The sequence below is a fragment of the Massilia sp. 9096 genome (assembly GCF_000745265.1).
In the GTDB taxonomy this organism is placed as follows: Bacteria; Pseudomonadota; Gammaproteobacteria; order Burkholderiales; family Burkholderiaceae_D; genus Telluria.
Map to the genome: position 1 here is coordinate 2,809,272 of NZ_JQNN01000001.1, position 20,345 is coordinate 2,829,616.

Annotated in this window: 20 protein-coding genes; 9 read left to right on the forward strand and 11 right to left on the reverse strand. The window is 63.5% G+C overall.

Going from position 1 to position 20,345, the window contains the following annotated elements:
- The first annotated feature begins 3 nt into the window (after window positions 1-3).
- The 7 genes from FA90_RS11990 to FA90_RS12020 all read left to right on the forward strand — a co-directional run bounded on the left by FA90_RS11990 (window position 4) and on the right by FA90_RS12020 (window position 6,314).
- A complete protein-coding gene (locus tag FA90_RS11990) occupies window positions 4-921 on the forward strand; it encodes a formyltransferase (protein ID WP_036168985.1) in 918 nt (305 codons plus the stop codon).
- Between the two features lie 75 nt (window positions 922-996).
- Window positions 997-2,037, forward strand: coding sequence for a bifunctional UDP-4-keto-pentose/UDP-xylose synthase (locus tag FA90_RS11995; RefSeq protein WP_036168987.1), 1,041 nt, complete (start codon window positions 997-999; stop codon window positions 2,035-2,037).
- A 10-nt stretch (window positions 2,038-2,047) separates the two neighbouring features.
- Entirely contained in the window at window positions 2,048-2,989 is a 942-nt protein-coding gene (locus FA90_RS12000; protein ID WP_036168988.1) for a polysaccharide deacetylase family protein, read from the forward strand.
- A gap of 38 nt (window positions 2,990-3,027) precedes the next feature.
- The gene (locus FA90_RS12005; protein WP_275041315.1) at window positions 3,028-3,525 is read left to right on the forward strand and encodes a peroxiredoxin; all 498 of its coding nucleotides are present in this window, start codon (window positions 3,028-3,030) and stop codon (window positions 3,523-3,525) included.
- A gap of 227 nt (window positions 3,526-3,752) precedes the next feature.
- Entirely contained in the window at window positions 3,753-5,564 is a 1,812-nt protein-coding gene (locus FA90_RS12010; RefSeq protein ID WP_036168991.1) for a PhoH family protein, read from the forward strand.
- A gap of 203 nt (window positions 5,565-5,767) precedes the next feature.
- On the forward strand, window positions 5,768-6,016 hold the full coding sequence (locus FA90_RS12015; RefSeq protein ID WP_156116681.1) for a hypothetical protein: 249 nt from the start codon (window positions 5,768-5,770) through the stop codon (window positions 6,014-6,016).
- 43 nt (window positions 6,017-6,059) lie between these two features.
- Complete coding sequence (locus FA90_RS12020; RefSeq protein ID WP_156116682.1) at window positions 6,060-6,314, forward strand: hypothetical protein; 255 nt, start codon at window positions 6,060-6,062, stop codon at window positions 6,312-6,314.
- 103 nt (window positions 6,315-6,417) lie between these two features.
- Here FA90_RS12020 and pulA read toward each other — a convergent pair whose 3' ends face one another.
- The 8 genes from pulA to rpsF form a co-directional block, all read right to left on the reverse strand.
- Window positions 6,418-9,537 carry a pullulanase-type alpha-1,6-glucosidase gene (pulA, locus tag FA90_RS12025; protein ID WP_239700707.1) on the reverse strand — a complete coding sequence of 1,040 codons (3,120 nt, stop codon included), beginning with the start codon at window positions 9,535-9,537 and terminating at the stop codon, window positions 6,418-6,420.
- Between the two features lie 206 nt (window positions 9,538-9,743).
- Window positions 9,744-10,754 (reverse strand): inorganic phosphate transporter, encoded by a 1,011-nt coding sequence (locus FA90_RS12030; RefSeq protein WP_036168997.1) that lies wholly within the window; start codon window positions 10,752-10,754, stop codon window positions 9,744-9,746.
- Window positions 10,755-10,778: 24 nt separating this feature from the next.
- Window positions 10,779-11,405 (reverse strand): DUF47 domain-containing protein, encoded by a 627-nt coding sequence (locus tag FA90_RS12035; protein WP_036168999.1) that lies wholly within the window; start codon window positions 11,403-11,405, stop codon window positions 10,779-10,781.
- Window positions 11,406-11,663: 258 nt separating this feature from the next.
- Window positions 11,664-13,049 carry a replicative DNA helicase gene (locus FA90_RS12040; RefSeq protein ID WP_036175427.1) on the reverse strand — a complete coding sequence of 462 codons (1,386 nt, stop codon included), beginning with the start codon at window positions 13,047-13,049 and terminating at the stop codon, window positions 11,664-11,666.
- 224 nt (window positions 13,050-13,273) lie between these two features.
- Window positions 13,274-13,726, reverse strand: a complete 453-nt coding sequence (rplI, locus tag FA90_RS12045; RefSeq protein WP_036169001.1) for a 50S ribosomal protein L9 — start codon at window positions 13,724-13,726, stop codon at window positions 13,274-13,276.
- Between the two features lie 49 nt (window positions 13,727-13,775).
- A complete protein-coding gene (gene rpsR, locus FA90_RS12050; protein WP_036169004.1) occupies window positions 13,776-14,066 on the reverse strand; it encodes a 30S ribosomal protein S18 in 291 nt (96 codons plus the stop codon).
- Between the two features lie 36 nt (window positions 14,067-14,102).
- The gene (gene priB / locus FA90_RS12055; protein ID WP_036169006.1) at window positions 14,103-14,396 is read right to left on the reverse strand and encodes a primosomal replication protein N; all 294 of its coding nucleotides are present in this window, start codon (window positions 14,394-14,396) and stop codon (window positions 14,103-14,105) included.
- Window positions 14,397-14,432: 36 nt separating this feature from the next.
- Window positions 14,433-14,816 (reverse strand): 30S ribosomal protein S6, encoded by a 384-nt coding sequence (rpsF, locus tag FA90_RS12060; RefSeq protein WP_036169007.1) that lies wholly within the window; start codon window positions 14,814-14,816, stop codon window positions 14,433-14,435.
- Between the two features lie 244 nt (window positions 14,817-15,060).
- Here rpsF and lexA point away from each other — a divergent pair, with 244 nt between their 5' ends.
- Window positions 15,061-15,708 (forward strand): transcriptional repressor LexA, encoded by a 648-nt coding sequence (gene lexA / locus FA90_RS12065; RefSeq protein WP_036169015.1) that lies wholly within the window; start codon window positions 15,061-15,063, stop codon window positions 15,706-15,708.
- Window positions 15,709-15,832: 124 nt separating this feature from the next.
- Here the strand turns inward: lexA and FA90_RS12070 are convergent, their stop codons facing one another.
- The gene (locus FA90_RS12070) at window positions 15,833-16,558 is read right to left on the reverse strand and encodes a sel1 repeat family protein (RefSeq protein WP_036175430.1); all 726 of its coding nucleotides are present in this window, start codon (window positions 16,556-16,558) and stop codon (window positions 15,833-15,835) included.
- Window positions 16,559-16,731: 173 nt separating this feature from the next.
- Between FA90_RS12070 and FA90_RS12075 the strand changes: the two genes are divergently transcribed.
- Entirely contained in the window at window positions 16,732-17,481 is a 750-nt protein-coding gene (locus FA90_RS12075; protein ID WP_156116683.1) for a hypothetical protein, read from the forward strand.
- Between the two features lie 13 nt (window positions 17,482-17,494).
- On the opposite strand, the gene FA90_RS12080 is transcribed toward FA90_RS12075, so the two are convergent.
- Window positions 17,495-18,736 carry a cystathionine gamma-synthase family protein gene (locus FA90_RS12080; RefSeq protein ID WP_036169019.1) on the reverse strand — a complete coding sequence of 414 codons (1,242 nt, stop codon included), beginning with the start codon at window positions 18,734-18,736 and terminating at the stop codon, window positions 17,495-17,497.
- A 43-nt stretch (window positions 18,737-18,779) separates the two neighbouring features.
- Window positions 18,780-20,303: an amidophosphoribosyltransferase gene (purF, locus tag FA90_RS12085; RefSeq protein WP_036169021.1), complete on the reverse strand. Its 1,524-nt coding sequence runs from the start codon at window positions 20,301-20,303 to the stop codon at window positions 18,780-18,782.
- Between the last annotated feature and the right edge of the window lie 42 nt (window positions 20,304-20,345).

The following is a 20,345-nucleotide window of genomic DNA, read 5'->3' on the forward strand; positions in this document are numbered from 1 at the left end:
ACCATGAACCAACCCCGCAAACGCGCCGTCGTCTTTGCCTACCACAACGTCGGCGTGCGCTGCCTGAAAGTGCTGCTGGCCGGGGGCGTCGACGTCGCCCTGGTCGTCACGCACCAGGACAGCGCCACCGAGAACATCTGGTTCGAGTCCGTGATCCAGGTCTGCGAGACCGAGGGCATCCCCTATGTCACGCCGGAGGACGGCAAGTCGCCCGACCTGCTGCAAGCGGTGCAGGCCGCCCGGCCCGACCTGATGTTCAGCTTCTATTTCCGCCACATGCTGCCGCAGGCGATCCTGGACGTGGCGCCGGCCTACAACATGCACGGTTCGCTGTTGCCGGCCTACCGCGGCCGCGCGCCGACCAACTGGGCGGTGCTGCATGGCGAACACGAGACCGGCGCCACGCTGCACGAGATGACCGTCAAGCCGGATGCCGGCGCCATCGTGGCCCAGCAGGCGGTGCCGATCCTGCCCGACGACACCGCCTTCGAAGTGTTCGGCAAGGTCACGGTGGCGGCCGAGCTGGCGCTGTACCGCGTACTGCCGGACCTGCTGGCCGGTACCGCGCCGCGCACCCCGAACGACCTGACCCAGGGCGGCTACTTCGGCGGGCGCAAGCCGGAAGACGGCCGTATCGACTGGACCCAGCCGGCGCGAGCCGTCTACAACCTGCACCGCGCGGTCGCCCCGCCCTACCCGGGCGCCTTTACCGACGTCGGGCCGCATCGCTACGTGATCGAGCGTGCGCGTTTGCATCACGGCAGCTTGCCAGGTTTGCCAGCAGGCTTGGCGGTGGTGGATAATGCGATATTCGGCGTCTGCGGCGACGGCCGCGCGCTGCGCATCCACAGCCTCCTGGCCAATGGCATGCGACTCTCCCCGGCCGAACTGCAGGCGCAACTCGCACAAACGCAAGCATAAGCATAAGTATAAGCAACCATAAGCAAGCCGGCACGGCAGGCGCTTACCCTATTCCCCAGCATTCACCAGTTCATCATGAAAAAAGTCCTCATCCTCGGCGTCAACGGTTTTATCGGCCATCACCTGTCCAAGCGCATCCTCGAGACGACCGATTGGCACGTCTACGGCATGGACATGAGCACCGACCGCATCTCGGACCTGCTGGGCCATCCGCGCATGCACTTCTTCGAGGGCGACATCACGATCAACAAGGAATGGGTCGAGTACCACGTCAAGAAGTGCGACGTGATCCTGCCGCTGGTGGCGATCGCGACGCCGTCGACCTACGTCAAGCAGCCGTTGAAAGTGTTCGAGCTGGATTTCGAGGCCAACCTGCCGATCGTGCGTTCGGCCGCCAAGTACGGCAAGCACCTGGTGTTCCCGTCGACCTCGGAAGTGTATGGCATGAGCCATGACGCCGAATTCGACCCGGAAAACTCCGAGCTGGTGTACGGCCCCATCAACAAGCCGCGCTGGATCTACGCCTGCTCGAAGCAGCTGATGGACCGCGTGATCTGGGGCTACGGCATGGAAGGCTTGAACTTCACGCTGTTCCGACCATTTAACTGGGTCGGCGCCGGCCTGGACTCGATCCACACCCCGAAAGAAGGTTCGTCGCGCGTGCTGACGCAGTTCTTCGGCCACATCGTGCGCGGCGAGACGATTTCTCTGGTCGACGGCGGCCACCAGAAGCGTGCCTTTACCTACATCGACGACGGCATCGACGCGCTGATGAAGATCATCGAGAACAAGGACGGCAAGGCCACCGGCCAGATCTACAACATCGGCAACCCGGGCAACAATTATTCGATCCGCGAACTGGCCGACATGATGCTGAAACTGGCCGCCGAGTACCCGGAATACGCCGAAGGCGCCAGGAAGGTGCAGATCGTGGAGACCAGCTCGGGCGCGTACTACGGCGCCGGCTACCAGGACGTGCAGAACCGCGTGCCGAAGATCGACAACACGAAAAACGATCTGGTGTGGGCCCCGACCACCTCGATGGCGGACGCATTGCGCGGCATTTTCGACGCCTACCGTGGCCAGGTCGCCGCGGCCCAGGCGCTGATGGACTAAGGGCCGGATCTTGGCGCCGCTGCTGGTTCTCAAGATCGACGTCGACACCTACCGCGGCACCCGCGAAGGCGTCCCCAACCTGGCGCGCATGCTCAAGTCGCACGGCGCCGGCGCGACCTTCCTGTTTTCGCTCGGACCGGACCACACCGGCTGGGCGATGCGGCGCGCGCTGCGGCCGGGCTTTTTCAAGAAGGTGTCGCGCACTTCGGTGGTCGAGCACTACGGCGTGAAGACGCTGATGTACGGCGTGCTGCTGCCCGGGCCGGACATCGGCGCGAAGACTGCAGATGAAATGCGCGGCGTCAAAGATGCCGGCTTCGAAGTCGGCATCCACACCTGGGACCACGTCTACTGGCAGGACAACGTCGCCAAACGCGATCCCGCCTGGACCGACGCCATCATGGCGAAATCGGAAGCGCGCCACGCCCAGGTGTTCGGCCAGGCGCCGCATACCCACGGCGCCGCCGGCTGGCAGATGAACGCGCATGCGTTCGCCCGCCACGACCGCATGGGCTACCGCTATGCCTCCGACGGCCGCGCGCTGCTCAACGACGACGGCTCGCTGCTTGACCCGGATGCCGGCCCCTATCGCCTGCAAGGCTTGCAGCACATCCAGATGCCGACCACGCTGCCGACGCTCGACGAGCTGCTCGGGCGCGAGATCGACGGCGTCACGATCGACGAATCGAATATCGCCGATCACCTGCTGAAGCTGACGGCGGCCAATCCGCGCGATCACGTCTACACGCTGCATGCTGAGCTTGAAGGACAAAAACTCGCCCCCATATTCGAGCGGCTATTGTCAGGTTGGAAAGCACAAGGCTATCAACTCGCCTCGATGGCCGACTATTATGAGAAGATAAAGCATGCTTCGTTGCCGGCGTATCCGCTGCAATGGGGCGAAGTACCCGGCCGGTCAGGCGAACTGGTCGTGCTCGATACGACAACATGAAGGCGGCTTCGGCCGCCTGTCTAGAACAGGAGAATTCCGTGGCCGAAAGCCTATCCGCAGCAGCTGCCGCCGTACAAGCCGCCGACGCGCACGTACCAAACTTTACCGCCGCCATGACCGGCGACCAGACGTTCGAGCTGGACGGCCGCCCGGCGAAGTACACGGTGCTGTATTTCTACCCCAAGGACAATACGCCCGGCTGCACCACGGAAGCCATGGCCTTTCGCGACCACCACGACGAATTCACCGCGCTCGGCGTGCAGGTGGTCGGTGTCAGCCGTGATTCGCTGCGCTCCCACGAGAACTTCAAGTCCAAGCTCGGCCTGCCGTTCGATCTCATCTCCGACCCCGAGGAACAGGTGTGCAACCAGTTCGACGTCATGAAGATGAAGAACATGTACGGCAAAAAAGTAAGGGGGGTCGAGCGCAGTACGTTTGTCATTGACGCTAACGGCAAAGTGGTGAAAGAATGGCGTGGCGTGAAAGTCAACGATCACGTCACGGAAATCCTCGATTTCCTGAAAAACCACTCTTGAGTCGTATGACGAGACGGCTCGGTTTTCAAACTGTTGCCGAGACTATTCCCACTATTTTGAGTCACAGTTTTACCTATCAGCATCACTCCAATCTGGCGCCGGCCGCGTCCCCGCACGGGACCGGTTCGCGCCGCGCAGCTCACCTCAAAGTTGCATCTGTCCAGCCCGGCGGAGCGTGTGCTCCGCAAGCGGCGTCCTTCCCGACTTTCTTTTAGATTGAGACCCTGATGCCACTGCCAAAAATACCGACCAAGCCGGCAACCATTCTGCTGGCAAAAGATTACCCCCAAGCCGAACCCGGCAAAACGCCTGTCCGCGCAGCCGCGAAGGCGCAAAACGACGAGGTCGAAGACCTGATCAGCGGCCCGGCCGTTGCAAGCAAGAGCACGCGCGCGCGCAAGTCCAAGGCGGCCCTGCTGGCCGAAGCGCCGGCGCGTGAAGAGACGCCGGTCGCCGCACCGGCAACGCTGCCTGCCCCGCCACGCACCGACATAACCAACAGGAAAGACGGCAAAGAAGAGAAACTGCGCGCCAAGCTGCGCGAAACCGACATGAACGAGCCGCATCCGGCCAAGCACAAGCCGGTCGAGGTCAACGTCAAGTCCCCGGCCAGCCGCAAGGCCGACAGTGCCGGCGGCGCCAAGATGTTCGTGCTCGACACCAACGTCCTGATGCATGACCCGACCTCGCTGTTCCGCTTCGAGGAACACGACGTCTACCTGCCGATGATGACGCTGGAAGAGCTCGACAACCACAAGAAGGGCATGTCCGAAGTCGCCCGCAACGCGCGCCAGGTGTCGCGCACGCTGGACGCCCTGATCGCCAACGTCGACGACGACGCGATCGAGGTCGGCATCCCGCTGGCCAAGCTGGGCAACAAGGACGCCAAGGGGCGCCTGTTCTTCCAGACGCGCCTGAACGGCGCGGCGCTGCCGGAAGGCCTGCCCTCGGGCAAGGCCGACAACCAGATCCTGGGCGTGGTGCGCGCACTCGAAGCCGACCAGTCCGGCCGCGCGATCGTACTGGTGTCGAAAGACATCAACATGCGCATCAAGGCGCGCGCGCTCGGCCTGGCTGCCGAGGATTACTTCAACGACCACGTGCTGGAAGACACCGACCTGCTGTACTCGGGCATCGTCCAGCTGCCGGACGACTTCTGGGCCAGGCACGGCAAGGGCATGGAATCGTGGCAGGAAATCCGCGGCGGCTATTCCTCGACCTATTACCGCGTCACCGGTCCGCTGGTCCCGACCCTGATGGTCAACCAGTTCGTGTTCATGGAGCCGAAAAACGGCGAGGCGCCGCTGTACGCGCAGGTGCGTGAGATCAACGGCAAGACCGCCGTGCTGCAGACGCTGCGCGACTACTCCAGCAACAAGAACAACGTCTGGGGCATCACTGCGCGCAACCGCGAGCAGAACTTCGCCTTGAACCTCCTGATGAACCCGGAGATCGATTTCGTCTCGCTGCTGGGCCAGGCCGGTACCGGCAAGACCCTGCTGGCGCTCGCCGCCGGCCTGGCGCAGGTGCTGGAAACCAAGGTCTACAACGAGATCATCGTCACCCGCGTGACGGTCCCGGTCGGCGAGGACATCGGCTTCCTGCCCGGCACCGAAGAGGAAAAGATGTCGCCGTGGATGGGCGCTTTCGACGACAACCTCGAAGTGCTGATGAAGTCGGACAACGACGGCGGCGACTGGGGCCGCGCCGCGACCCAGGACCTGATCCGTTCGCGCATCAAGATCAAGTCGCTCAACTTCATGCGCGGCCGTACCTTCGTGAACAAGTTCCTGATCATCGACGAGGCGCAGAATCTCACGCCCAAGCAGATGAAGACGCTGGTCACGCGCGCCGGTCCGGGCACCAAGATCCTGTGCCTGGGCAACATCGCGCAGATCGACACGCCCTACCTGACCGAAGGCTCGAGCGGCCTGACCTACGTGGTCGACCGTTTCAAGAGCTGGAGCCATGGCGGCCACGTGACCCTGGCGCGCGGCGAGCGTTCGCGCCTGGCCGACTTCGCGAGCGACGTGCTGTAAGCTTCGCTCCATCTCTCAAAGCCCGCGCGCCGCAAGGCCCGCGGGCTTTTTTCATGCAACGCGCATCGGCTGGGGATGAGACTGATGAAAAAATGCAAATGGAGAAAATTGGATACATTTGGGGTGCACGATCTGCTCTATATTGCTGGGTTGGGATAACGCAGTTCCCCAGCGTTTACCTCTACCTAACAGGAGTGAAGACCATGATGAAGTTCTTGTCGATCTGCGCCGCTGCGACTTGCCTGCTCGCAGCTTGCGCCCAGACCCCGAATGCCGACGGCCAGCAGCAGCGACTCGCGCGCGCGGATCGCGAAACGACGACCGGCAGCATGCTGCCACGCCGCAAAGGCGATCCGGGGGCCACGATGAGCGGTGGCCAGATCGATCCGAGCCAGATTCTGAACCCGGGCGCCAACCAGGCGCCCGCGCTGTCGGGCGGGCTCGGTCACTGACCTGCACACACTCCAACCCCGTGTCGTACAAGAAAGGAATTCGATGATTCGTCCAAGTTTGCTGTTCCCGCTCGCCTCGGCCGTGCTCGCCTGCGCCGCCCTGACAACCGGCTGCGCCGCCGATCCGACCAGACAGGGCGACACCGTCGCCGACGCGAGCTCCACCACGCTCGGCAGCTACATCCCGCGCAAGAAGTCGGCGGGCGCCGGGACAGGGAACGTCGGCACCGCCAACATGCAGTCGCTGGAAAACGACCGCATCAACGGCAACGGCGTCATCAACTTGCCGCAGAAGTAAGACCGGCAGACTTTCCACGGCGAAAAAAAGGCCGGGGCAGCGCTCCCGGCCTTTTGTCGTGCGCGTCAGAGGAGCTGGCCGCAGCCTCACCCCCCTGTCCGCATCAGTCGCCGGCGTTTTGCACGAACACGGCCGTGGTGCGCGCCGGGATCGTGAAGCTGCCGCTGGCCTTGTCGAAGGTCGACGACTTGACCACCTCGTCGGCGCCGTTGCGCTGGACGCGGTGCAGCTGCAGCTGGCGGCCTTTCAGTTCGGGCACGGCGACAGTCTTGGCGACCTTGTCGACGTTGAACATCACCACCACCGCCTTGTACTGCGCGCCGGCATACCTGCCCGGGTTGCTGCCGTCGATGCCCATCGCGATCACGCCCGGCACCTGGTTCGGGCCGACGTTATAGAACTTCAGGCGGTCGATCACGTCCTGGGCGGTGCGCAGGCGGAACAGCGAGCTGTCCTGGCGGATCTGCAGCATCTCCTCGAACCCGGCCTTGGCCTGCAGGATCGCGCGCGTGTCGGGCTTGATCAGCGGATTGGTCAGGATCGGCGTCATCATCGCCCAGTTGGCCTGGTTCGAGCCGGCTGGCGGAAGGCCGACCGCGAAGTTGTTGGACTGGTAACTGTAGTCCAGGCGATTGAACCAGTCGCCCGAGTTGTAGCCATTCGCGTCCATCGAACGCGAACGCAGCAGTTCCTGGCCGGCCTCGAAGAACGGGATGCCCTGCGCCAGCATGTTGATCGCATTGCCCAGGTTCTGCACGCGCACGCGGTCCGCCAGGCTGGTCGACTGCGGCAGGCGATAGGCGTTGATGTCGAACAGGGTCTGGTTGTCGTGCGCCTGGATGTAGTTGATCGATTCGGACGGCTGGCCGGTATAGCCCGCCGGCTGGCCGAAATAGTCGATCTGGGCATTCGTGCGCAGCGCGCCGTTGCGGTCCGTAAAGCTGTAGTTGCGCAGCGAGCCGGACAGCGTCACGCGCACCAGGTCGGCCAGGCGCAGCGCATCGTCGCGGGTCTGGGTCGACTGGCCGTTCGGGTCGAAATACGCCCCGCTGACGAAGCCCTGCTGGGCGATCAGGTCGTTGCCGGAGTCGCAGCAGCCGCCGCCGCGGATGGTGTCGCGCATGCGGTCGTTGAACGAGCCGATGCCGGTGCCGAACAGGTTGGCCTGGCGCGCCTGCACGAAGCGGGCGTCGTTCTGCACGGCGCCGAAGTTCCAGCCTTCGCCGTACAGGTAGACGTCGTGGCCGGCAGCCTTGTTGGCCGCCACCTGGATGCGCTTCATCAGCTCGAGCGGGGTAAAGCCCATGATGTCGAAGCGGAAGCTGTCGACCTTGTACGCGCTGGCCCACAGCGAGATCGAATCGACGATCAGCTTGCCCATCATCGTGTTTTCCTGGGCGGTGTCGGCGCAGCAGCTGTCGTTCAGGATGTGGCCGTCGCTGCCCAGGCGGTAGTAATAGGCCGGGACGATGCGGTCGAGCGTCGACAGCGAGCCCTGCTGCGACTGGCTGGTGTGGTTGTAGACCACGTCCATCGTCACGTGCAGGCCGGCGCCGTGCAGCGCCTGCACCATCGAGCGGAACTCGCGCACGCGCGCGATGCCGTCGTTGGCGTTGCTGGCGTAGCTGCCTTCCGGCGTGTTGTAGTGGACCGGGTCATAACCCCAGTTGAAGCAGTCGCTGTCGGCCACCGCCGCCACCGCCGCCTGCTGGTCGCTCGAGGCCGGGCCCGAGTTCGGAATGGTCGGCGTCACGCAGCCGGTTTCCGGCACGCTGGCGTAGTCGAAGCTGGGCAGCAGGTGCACGTGGGTCAAGCCCGCGTCGGCCAGCTCGCGCAGGTGGCGCATGCCGTTCGCATTGACGTCGGTGAAGGCCAGGTACTTGCCGCGGTGGGCGGTCGGCACGCTGGTGTCGGATGCCGAGAAATCGCGCACGTGCAGCTCGTACAGCGCAATGTCGGTGGGCGCATCGACGGTCTTGACGCGCTGCTGGTCCCAGCCCGCCGGCTTGAGCGCCAGGGTGTCCAGGTTGGCCACGAAGCTGCGCGTGCTGCCGGCGTTGACGCTGACCGAGTACGGGTCGGTGACGGTATTGGTCACGACCGTGTTGTTGGCCCAGCGCGACAGCACCTGTACCGTGTAGGTGTAGTAGGCCTTGTTCATCCAGCTCGAATCGGGCGCGGTGTAGCTCCACACGCCGCTGGCGGCGTCGCGCGTCATCGGCACGTGGGCCGTGGCGGCGGCGTTCGGGCCGGCATACACGTCCAGCTGGACGGCCTTGGCGGTCGGCGCCCAGACGCGGAAGGTCGGCGCGTTGCGCAGGTTGAAGGACAGGCCGAGGGTCGCGTTGGCCGCCTTGGCGCCGAACACGTCGTCGAGCATGCCGGCCGTCTGCAGCGAGGTGACCTGCAGCAGCTTGCCGCCGGCGTCATAGCGCGCGATCGCGAACTGGCTGCTGGCCAGCTGGGCGGCCTTGGCCGCATCCGCGTCCGACAGGCGCAGACCGGTGACGGCGCCGAGCCAGGCGAACTTTTGCTGGACGTCGCCCGGCAACGCGGCCACGCTCAGGTCGAAGCTGCCATCGAAGCCGGTGACGCCGCTGTCGTCCGAGGACAGGCCGCCGTTGGCTGCGTAGAACAGTTTGTAGCTGCCGTCCGTTGAAGCCAGCGGCCAGGCCAGGCTGTTGGCGGACAGCCAGTAGGCGTTGGCCTTGGACAGGTCGCCGTAGGTCAGCGCCGGCTGGTTGGCGTAGACGTTGCAGTCGCCTTCGAGCATCCAGACTTCCTGGCCCTTGTCGTAGACGTCGGCGTTCAGCTTGGCGCTCTGGTCGTTCGGACAGTTCTTGGTGCCGTTGCCGTCGGTGACCAGGAACGAGATCGCGCTCTTGCTGGCCGCCAGCGGGATGTCGACGTAGCCGCCGAAGGCATCGCTGCTGGCGAACAGGAAGCGGTCGGTGATCCAGGCCGCGCTCGGGTTCTTCGGGCCATCCCAGGAATACACGCCCCATTGCGCGACGTCGTTTTCGACGCGGTGGAAGTGCATGCGGATACTGCCGGCCGCGACCGGCGCCACAGCCGCGACGCTGCCGGTGGCTGCCAGCTGGTGCGCGCTGCGCGCCGCGACCGGGCTGCTGCCGTCGTCGCCGGCGCCGCAGCCGGCGAGCATGACCACGCTGGCGCACGCCAGCGTCAGGGCGTGCAACCCCGGCCGCAGTCGTGAAGTCAAACTACGTCTGATGAACATCGATGTCCCCTCTTCGTTCTTATTCGGACCGGCGGGCAGTGCCCGAGCGGCTTCTGCGGCCGGCGGTCGGCTGTAATATTACTACTAGCGGTAGCGAAAAGGTAAAAAGGAAACAGTTGTGCGCTGGGTTGTTGCGGAAATAAAAAAAGCGGGGCGAACCCCGCTTTCTTCAGTGCAAGCAACCTGGCTTACAGGATATGCGTGCCGATCCACCACGCAATCGCCGCCATGAAGGCGGACGCCGGGATGGTGAAGATCCAGGCCCAGACGATGTTGCCGGCCACGCCCCAGCGCACCGCCGACGCCTTTTGCGCCGAACCGACGCCGACGATCGCGCCGGTGATGGTGTGGGTGGTCGAGACCGGCACGCCGATCGCGCTGGCGATGAACAGCGTGATCGCCCCGCCCGATTCGGCGCAGAAACCGCCCACCGGCTTGAGCTTGGTGATCTTCTGGCCCATGGTGCGCACGATGCGCCAGCCGCCGAACAGCGTGCCCATGCTCATTGCGGTATAGCAGCCGATCACGACCCACAGCGGCGGCGCCGTGGCCTCGTGGCTGACGTTGCCGGCGGCCACGAGCAGCATCCAGATGATGCCGATGGTTTTTTGCGCGTCGTTGCCGCCGTGGCCCAGGCTGTACGAGGCCGCCGACAGCAGCTGCAGGCGGCGGAACCAGGTATCGACCTTGCGCGGCGGCGTCCGCACGAAGATCCACGACACCGCCAGCATCACGATCGAGCCGAGGATGAAGCCCAGCAGCGGCGACAGGATGATCCACTCGACGGTCTTGATCAGGCCGTCGCCCTTGAGCGCGTGGGTCCCGCCCTTGGCGACCGCGGCGCCGACCAGGCCGCCGATCAGGGCATGAGAGGACGAGGACGGGATGCCGTAGTACCAGGTGATGACGTTCCAGATGATGGCGCCGACCAGCGCGCCGAACACGATGTGCTGGTCCACCAGGGCAGGATCGATGGTGCCCTTGCCCACCGTACCCGCCACGTGCAGGCCGACGGTAAAGATGGCGACGAAGTTGAACAGCGCGGACATCGCGACTGCGGTCTGGGGCTTGAGCACCCCGGTCGACACCACGGTCGCGATGGCGTTTGCCGCGTCGTGGAAGCCGTTCATGAAGTCGAAGACCAGCGCTAAAAGGACGAGCAGGCCCAGCACATAAATGCTGATGTGAATTGTGTCCATCTGTTTGTTCTTATTGTTATGGCGTTACGCGTTTTCGACGATGATGCCTTCGATGATGTTGGCGACGTCTTCGCAGCGGTCGGTCACGGTCTCGAGGATTTCGTAGATGGCCTTCATCTTGATCAGGTTGCGCACGTCCGGCTCGTCGCGGAACAGCTTGGACATGGCGGCGCGCATCACGTGGTCGGCGTCCGATTCCAGGCGGTCGATCTCTTCGCAGATCGCCACCATCTTCTGGGCGTTGTCCATGTCGTGCAGCATGCTGACCGCCTGCTGGACCTTCAGGCAGCAGGCCAGGCACAGCTCGGCCAGGCGCTTGGCTTCCGGCGTCACCGCGTGCAGGTCGTACAGCGAGATGGTCTGGGCGGCGTCCTCCATCATGTCGAGGATGTCGTCCATGCGCGTGATCAGCTTGTGGATGTCGTCACGGTCGAGCGGCGTGATGAAGGTCTTGTGCAGCAGGTCGATGGTGGCGTACGTGACCTTGTCCGCCTGTTTTTCGATGCTTTCCACGGCATGGGCGCGGTTTTCCAGGTCGTCGAAATTGGTCATCAGGCCGACCATTTCCTGCGCACCCTTCACGCACAGGGCGGCGTGCTGGTTGAACAGGTCGAAAAATTTGCCCTCGGTGGGCATCAGGCGTCCAAACATGTAAATCTCCGTTCGTATTTCTCTTGGGACTTCTAAAAGCCATGGCGACATAGCACCACGGCAATATTTTTATTTAGTACTCAGTTTCTGATTTTTTTGCAGCTTGAACAACTACAAACGTATCGGGGGCCTTGGAAACCGTAGCGAGCGAAGCAGTTTCGTTCGAGAAGCAAAGCCGTACATCCGGCACGGCCGGTCCGCCGCGGCGGAGCATCACCGGACGAAAATGCGACCCGCAGCAGGTTGACGAGGCCCCTATCAATCCCCTTGGTAGATCGAGAGGGAACCGCTGTAGTTGCCAAACTTCGTGTACATACCCATCCACGTCAGTCGTATCGCCCCGATCGGGCCGTTACGCTGCTTGCCGATGATGATCTCGGCGGTGCCCTTGTCGGGCGAGTCCGGGTTATAAACCTCGTCACGATACAGGAAGATGATGACGTCGGCATCCTGCTCGATAGCGCCCGATTCGCGCAGGTCGGACATGACCGGGCGCTTGTTCGGACGCTGTTCCAGCGATCGGTTCAGCTGGGACAGCGCGATCACCGGGCAGCCCAGCTCCTTGGCCAGGCCTTTCAGGCTACGCGAAATCTCGGAAATCTCGGAGGCGCGGTTGTCGCCCGGCTTGGAACCCTGCATCAGCTGCAGGTAGTCGACGATGATCAGGCCGAGCTTGCCGCACTGGCGCGCCAGGCGGCGCGCACGCGCGCGCATCTCGATCGGGTTCAGCGCCGGGGTCTCGTCGATGAAGATCTGGGCGTCGTTCATCTTCTGGATCGCATGCGTCAGGCGCGGCCAGTCTTCGTCGTGCAGCTTGCCGGTACGCAGGCGGTGCTGGTCGAGCTGGCCGATCGAGCCGAGCATACGCATCGCCAGCTGGGTGCCGCCCATCTCCATCGAGAAGATCGCGACCGGCAGGCCGGCCTCGACCGCGACGGCCTCGCCGATGTTGACCGAGAACGCGGTCTTGCCCATCGACGGACGGCCGGCCACGATGACCAGGTCGCCCGGCTGCAGGCCGGAGGTCATCTTGTCGAGGTCGATGAAGCCGGTCGGCACGCCGGTGATCTCGCCCTGGTTTTCACGGCTGTAGAGTTCGTCGATGCGCTCGACCACCTGCGTCAGCAGCGGCTGCACCGGCAGCCAGCCCTGGGCGCCGCGCGCGCCCTGCTCGGCGATCGCGAAGATGCGCGACTCGGCCTCGTCCAGGATCTGCTTGACCTCGGCGCCTTGCGGATTGAAAGCCTTGCCGGAGACTTCGTCGGCGACGGTGATGAGCTGGCGCAGCACGCCGCGGTCGCGCACGATCTCGGCATAACGACGGATGTTGGCCGCGGACGGCGTATTCTGCGCCATCGCGTTGAGGTAAGGCAGGCCGCCCATTTCCTCGGCCTTGCCGAGCTGGACCAGGGCCTCGTACACGGTGATCACGTCGGCGGGCTTGCCCGAGTTGATCAGGCGCACCATCTGTTCGAAGATGATCCGGTGGTCGTAGCGGTAGAAATCCTCCGCATGCATGAAGTCGGCGATCCGGTCCCACGCCGCGTTATCGCGCAACAGGCCGCCGATGACGGACTGTTCTGCTTCGATGGAATGCGGTGGGATGCGGAGCGACTCGATCTGCGGGTCTGCTGGGGTATTCATGACCGTCATTATACCTTTTACGGGCAGTCGACTGAAATGATTGGTGAGTTTCCGAAAATAAAAAAGCCGGGTCGAACCCGGCTTTTTCATTCCAACAACAGCAGAGGAAACTCGAGAAACCGTAGCGAGCGGAAGCAGTGGTGGCCGAGAAGCGCAGCCGTACTTACGGTACGGCGAGCATCGCAGGCCGCCAATGCGACGCGCAGTAGGTTTATCGAGGTTCCTTAAGCGGCTTCGCCGACGACTGCGACGGTGACATCAACCACGACGTCGGTGTGCAGAGCGACCGAAACCGGGTGCTCGCCGGTGGTCTTCAGCGGACCGGTCGGCAGACGCACTTGCGCCTTTTCGACGGCGAAACCTTGCTTGGTCAGGGCTTCGGCGATGTCGAAGTTGGTCACCGAACCGAACAGGCGGCCGTCCACGCCGGCTTTCTGGGCGATGGTGACGGTCATGCCGCTCAGCTTCTCGCCTTGTGCCTGGGCAGCGCCCAGCTTCTCGGCGGCGGCTTTTTCCAGTTCGGCGCGCTTGACTTCGAACTCGGCCACGGCAGCCTGGGTGGCGCGGCGGGCCATTTTTTGCGGGATCAGGAAGTTACGTGCGTAACCGTCCTTGACCTTGACGACGTCGCCCAGGTTGCCGACGTTGACGACTTTTTCCAGAAGGATAACTTGCATTTATTTTCTCCAGTAATCTGACGATGCTTGTGTACGCGGACGACGCCGATTAAGCGTTGTGCAGGTCGGTGTACGGCAGCAGGGCCAGGTAACGTGCGCGCTTGATCGCGGTGTCCACTTGGCGCTGGTAGTGCGCCTTGGTGCCGGTCAGGCGAGCCGGCATGATCTTGCCGTTTTCCTGGATGAAGTCCTTCAGGGTGTCGACGTCTTTGTAGTCAACCTGTTCCACGCCTGCAGCGGTGAAGCGGCAGAACTTCTTGCGCTTGAACAGCGGGTTCTGCTGTTTGCGCTTGAGTTTTTCTTTGGCTTTGTTTTTGTCGAACTTTTTACCGAATGCCATTTGAGGCTCCTGTATCTAAAAACGTGCGCGCTTTATTTAAGCGACGCCACTGAAATCAATGATGTGAAACACAAGGGCTTTGCTGTTGCGGTTCTTGCGCGCCAAAAACCCCTTGAAGCGGTGCACCGCGCCGAGTTCGGCGCTGGCGAACCGGCCGGAGATTTCTCCGGCGGCGACCGCCGCGATCTCGAACTCGACCGACCGTTCCAATCCCGCTTCCATCTGCTGCGACCCGTGCTGCAGGGTGCCGCTGACGATGGGGATGCCGGCCGGGGTGTAGCGCAGGGTATCGCGTTCGGCGATGCTTGCGACCAGCAACAGCTCGTTCACTGCCCTTTCGCGCTCGCTAATCGAAATGAGCGAGAATTAAGCGTTGGCGGCCGGAGCAGCTGCCTGCTCGGCGCGGTGGCTCTTGGCGGCGTCTTCGCGCTGGACCGACTTCATCATCGGCGACGGGGCGGTTTCGGCCTTCTTCGTCTTGACGGTCAGGTGACGCAGCACGGCATCATTGAATTTGAATGCGGTTTCCAGCTCGACCAGGGTCTCGTTGTCGCACTCGATGTTCATGCAGATGTAATGTGCCTTCGGCAGATTGTCGATCTGGTAAGCCATCTGGCGGCGGCCCCAGTCTTCGACGCGGTGGATGTTGCCGCCGCGCGAGGTGACCGTGGTCTTGTAGCGCTCGATCATCGCCGGAACTTGCTCGCTTTGGTCCGGGTGGACGATAAACACGATTTCATAATGACGCATATAACACTCCTTGAGGACGTTTAAACAGATGCCCACCTCGGCGTCAGGACGAGTGTGGGAAGGGAAAGCCCGACATTATAACGCAAAAAACGTCAAGGCCCAAATGCTTTGTGGATATGCCATCCCGATTACGCCCTTTTGTCTTTAGGTCAAAAAAAACCACGAAAACCCGTGCTGCCCCTTGCGCGCCGCGCCATACTGTACAAAAATACAGCTTGTCCAGATCCAACGAAAGCAAACCCCCATGCTGAAGCTCACTGCACGGCAAGAACAGATTCTCAACCTGATCAAGGAAGCCATCGACAACACCGGCTTCCCGCCGACCCGCGCCGAAATCGCGCAGGAACTTGGCTTCCGCTCGGCCAACGCCGCCGAGGAGCACCTGCAAGCCCTGGCGCGCAAAGGCGCCATCGAGATTTCGCCGGGCACCTCGCGCGGTATCCGCCTGGTCGGCCCGGCCGCCGAAGCCGCCCCGGCGCCGCTGCCCATGATGCCGCCGCCGCACCTGATGTCCCTGCCCCTGGTCGGCCGCGTGGCCGCAGGTTCGCCGATCCTGGCCCAGGAACACGTCGAGGCCAATTATTCGGTCGACCCGGCCATGTTCTCGAGCAAGCCCGACTTCCTGCTGAAGGTCAAGGGCTGGTCGATGCGCGACGCCGGCATCTGCGATGGCGATTTCCTCGCCGTCAAGAAGGTCGATTCGGCCAAGAACGGCCAGATCGTCGTCGCGCGCATCGGCGAAGAAGTCACCGTCAAGCGCTACCGCAAGACCGGTGCGACCATCGAGCTGCTGCCGGAAAATCCGGAGTTCTCCATCATCACCGTCAATCCGCAAACCGACGAGTTTGCGCTCGAGGGCCTGGCGGTCGGCCTGCTGCGCTCCTGGCACTGAGCGGTATTCAGGCCGCAGCCGCGCCGGCCCCATGCCGGCGTATGACGCATAGTTATAACGCGTACAACGACAACGGCCCGCTAACCGCGGGCCGTTGTGGTTTGCAGGGCACAGCGCAGCGCGATCAACGCTTGGCGTCGACGTCGGGCGGCGGTGCGCTGTTGACGATGTCGTTGTGTTCCTTGACCCAGCTCTCGGTCGCAATGCGCCAGGCATTGTAATCGGCCAGCACCATGTTGCCGGCGACCTTGATGTCCTCGGCAGCGCGCTCGCCGACGTCCTTCAGGTGCGCCTCGGCGCGCTCGGTTTCTTCCTTGGTCAGCAGCGGCGCGATATCCTTGGGAATCAGTTTGGTCAGCGGCAGGGATTCGTTGAGGTGGACGACCGCGCGGTTGTGGCAGGCTTCCCAATCCTTCATCTTGGCGCTGTAGCGCTCGATGTCTTCGTTCACCTTCGACACCGAGGGAAAGCGCGGCGCCGGGCAGCGGTAAGCGCCGCCGCTCAGGTCGGCGCCGTCGTATTGCGTGAGCCAGTAGTCGATGTCGGCGCGATGCTCGCCGCGCTTTTTCATCATGTCGAGCGAGGCGATCGCCACCTTGTTGCCCTTCGCCGCCGCCTTGCCCCACCACAGCGCCGCCTTGTCGGCGTCGACCGCGCCGGCTTCGCCGTAAAAATACATCTCGCCCAAGTGCTGCTGGGCCATCACGTTGCCGGCGTTGGCCAGTTTGGTGTACTTCTGCAACGCTTCGGGATAAGCCTTCTTGGCGAACAGGGCGTCGGCGTCGGACAACTCGTCGGCCGAGGCAGTGCCGCACAGCAGGAGCGCGGCGCACAACAGGACTGTCTTCATGGCGGTTTTGCGTTTGAGCATAATTCAAGGAAATGCGAGTGTGCGGCTATCTTACGCGCCAGCAATGGTGCCGTCAGTATTTATCGGACGTCAACTTATGCATCCGGAAACAATACGGTACACACGCCTTCGCTTTGCGACTCTATACTTGCTTGATCGTTATTGATGAGGCAATGATGAACCCTTCCCGCTTTGTGAGCGCCGTCCTTATCGCCTGTGCGGTAAGCGCCGTGGCGCATGCCCAGACCGCCGAGCGCCCCGCCATCAAGGAAGGCGACAAGTGGCGCTTCCTGTCCAAGGTCGAAGAGCTCAAGAACGGCACGCTGACCTCGTCGAGCCGCGAAGTCGATGCCTGGGTGACCCGCGTCGGCTCTCATTCCTTCATCCAGGCCACCAAACCGGTCGACAGCAACTTGCCGCCGCGTGAAGCCGACATCAACCTGGACTGGAGCAGGTCGCAGATACGCGACGGCGCGGAAAAGATCGTCGGCCGCCCTTACCTGTATCCGCTCAAGCCGGGTTTGAGCTGGGACACGGACGCAACCGACCCGCATCCAGCACCGGGCGTCAAGACGCTGCGCAACAAGTTGCATTTCACGGTGCTGGGTTGGGAAGAGGTGAAGGTACCCGCAGGGTCCTTCAAGGCGCTGAAGATCGAAACGGAAGGCAACTGGTTCAGGGAATTCGAACCGGTCGGACCCCACACCAGCAGCACGACCACCGTCAGCCCGGCGGGCCAGTCGACGCTGGTCAACGCCCAGGGCGGGCGCACGCCCGACCCGGTCGGCGGACGCATGTACCGGCTGACCTGGTATGTTCCCGAGGTCAAGCGCGAGGTCAAGGTCATCGCCGAGGAATACACGCCGACGGGCGTCGTGCAGCATCGCACGACGCAGGAACTCGAATCCTACAGCGTCGACTGACCGCGCCGCTGGCTCAGCCCGCCAGCGCGCCGCCGAAGTCGGCCAGCAGGTCGGCCGGGTCTTCGATGCCGACCGACACCCTGATCAGGGATTCGGCGATGCCCATGCTGGCGCGGCGCTCCGGCCCCATCTCGAAGAAGATCGTGTGCGCGACCGGAATCACCAGCGTGCGCGTGTCGCCGAGGTTACTGGCCGGGATCGCCACCTTCAGGCGGTTCAGGTAGTCGAAGCAATCGATCCCCTCCTTGAGCTCGAACGAGAACAGCGAGCCGTAGGCGCGGAACTGGCTGCTGGCCAGTGCGTGCTGCGGGTGCGATTCCAGGCCAGGGTAGTAGACCGCGGCGACGCGTTCGTCGGCCTCGAGCATGCGCGCGAGCGCGAGCGCGTTGGCGCAGGTGCGCTCCATGCGCAGCGCCAGCGTCTCCGCGCCGACCGCGATATGGTGCGCGGCTTCCGGCGCCAGACTGGCGCCGAAATCGCGCAGCGACTTGGCGCGCAACTGGGCCATGCCCTGGGCATTCGGCGCCAGCTTGCGGAAGTTCGGCGCGATGTTCGGGTAGGCGCTCCAGTCGAACACGCCGGTGTCGGTCAGCGCGCCGCCCAGCGCCATGCCGTGCCCGCCGATCGACTTGGTCAGCGAATTGACGACGAGGCCGGCGCCGACCGCCTTCGGACGGAACAGATAGGGGGTGGTCATGGTGTTGTCGACCACGTACAGGATGCCCTTCTGGCGGCACAACGCGCCGATACGCTCCAGATCGGCAATTTGAGTGCGCGGGTTGGCGATGGTCTCGACAAAGACCAGGCGCGTGTTCGGCTGCAGCGCGGCTTCGACGTTGGCGACATCGGTCGCATCGACGAACGACACCTCGGTGCCCTGCGCCGCCACGGTGTTCCACAGGCTGTTGGTGTTACCGAACAAAAAGGACGACGACACCACGTGGTCGCCATCCTTGAGCAGCGCCTGGGCCAGCGCGCCGATCGCCGCCATGCCGGTGCCGAAGCACAGCGTGGCGACGCCGTCTTCCATCTTCGTCACTTTCTCTTCGAGTGCGGAGACGGTCGGGTTGCCCTGGCGCCCGTAGCGAAAGCCCGGCTCCTTGCCCTGGAATACCGAAGCCAGCTGGCGCGCGTCGGTGTAGCCGAACGCGACCGAAGTGTGGATCGGCTTGTGCAGCGAGTTATGCTCGATCGGCTTGCGGCGATCGTTGTGCAGGATGGTGGTGGTGAAACCGTATTCAGTCTTGTCGTTCATGGTCTAGACATCGAAAAAACGGGCGCACGCGGCGCCCGTCGGATCACTCTGCCGGCACCGCCGGGTTGAGGTTCAGCTGAGTACGCACGATGTCGTCGGACGACTTGCCGCTGCTCTTGTGGCGGTGGCTCTCCAGCGCATCCAGGTATTCCGCCGTCACGTCGCCGGTCACGTAGACGCCGTCGAAGCACGACGCTTCCACGTTGGTGATTTCCGGATTGACGTCCATGATCGACTTGCGCAGCGCATCCAGGTCCTGGTAGACCAGGCGGTCGGCGGTGATTTCCTTGCACACTTCCTCGACCGTGCGGCCGTGGGCGATCAGCTCGTCGCGCGTCGGCATGTCGATGCCGTACACGTTCGGGTACAGCACCGGCGGCGCAGCCGAGGCGAAGAACACCTTGCGGGCGCCGGCTTCGCGCGCCATCTGCACGATCTCGCGGCTGGTGGTGCCACGCACGATCGAGTCGTCGACCAGCAGCACGTTCTTGTCCTTGAACTCGGCGGCGATCGCGTTGAGCTTCTGGCGCACCGACTTCTTGCGCATCGCCTGGCCCGGCATGATGAAGGTGCGGCCGACGTAGCGGTTCTTGATGAAGCCTTCGCGGTACTCGACGCCCAGTTTCAGCGCCAGCTGGATCGCGGCCGGGCGCGAGGAATCCGGGATCGGCATCACGACGTCGATTTCCTCGACCGGGATCTCCTTGCGGATCTTGTCGGCCAGGTATTCGCCCATGCGCAGGCGGGTCGCGTACACCGAGGCGCCGTCGATCACGGAATCGGGGCGCGCCAGGTACACGTATTCGAAGGCGCACGGGTTCAGCGACGATTTCTCGGCGCACTGCTGGCTGTGCATGCGACCGTCGTCGGCGATCCATACGGCTTCGCCCGGCGCGATGTCGCGCATGTAGCGGAAACCCAGGCCTTCCAGCGCCACCGATTCGCTCGCCACCAGGTATTCCGGACCGTGCTCGGTTTCGTTCACGCCGATGCACAGCGGACGGATGCCGTACGGGTCGCGGAAGGCCAGCAGGCCGTGGCCGGCGATCTGGGCGATCACGGCGTAGGCGCCGCGGATACGGCGGTGCACCACCGACATGGCCTTGAACACGGCTTCCGGCGACAGCGAGTAGCCGTCGGCGGCCTGCTGGATCTCGTGGGCCAGCACGTTGAGCAGCACTTCCGAGTCGGAACCGGTGTTGACGTGGCGGCGGTCGATGCGGAACAGCTCTTCTTTCAGCTGGGCCTGGTTGGTCAGGTTGCCGTTGTGCGCCAGCGTGATCCCGAACGGCGCGTTGACGTAGAACGGCTGCGCTTCCTCTTCGCTGGACGAGCCGGCGGTCGGATAGCGGCAGTGACCGATGCCGGAATTGCCCATCAGCGAGCGCATGTTACGTGTGCGGAACACGTCGCGCACCAGGCCATTGGCCTTGTACATCGAGAACATGCTGCTGTGGTTGGTTGCGATACCGGCCGCGTCCTGGCCGCGGTGCTGCAGCAGCAGCAATGCGTCATACAGCAACTGGTTGACGGGGGCTTGCGAGACGACGCCGACGATGCCACACATAGTGCGCTCCTAAGAACTTACAACTAAATTTCGGGGACCTCG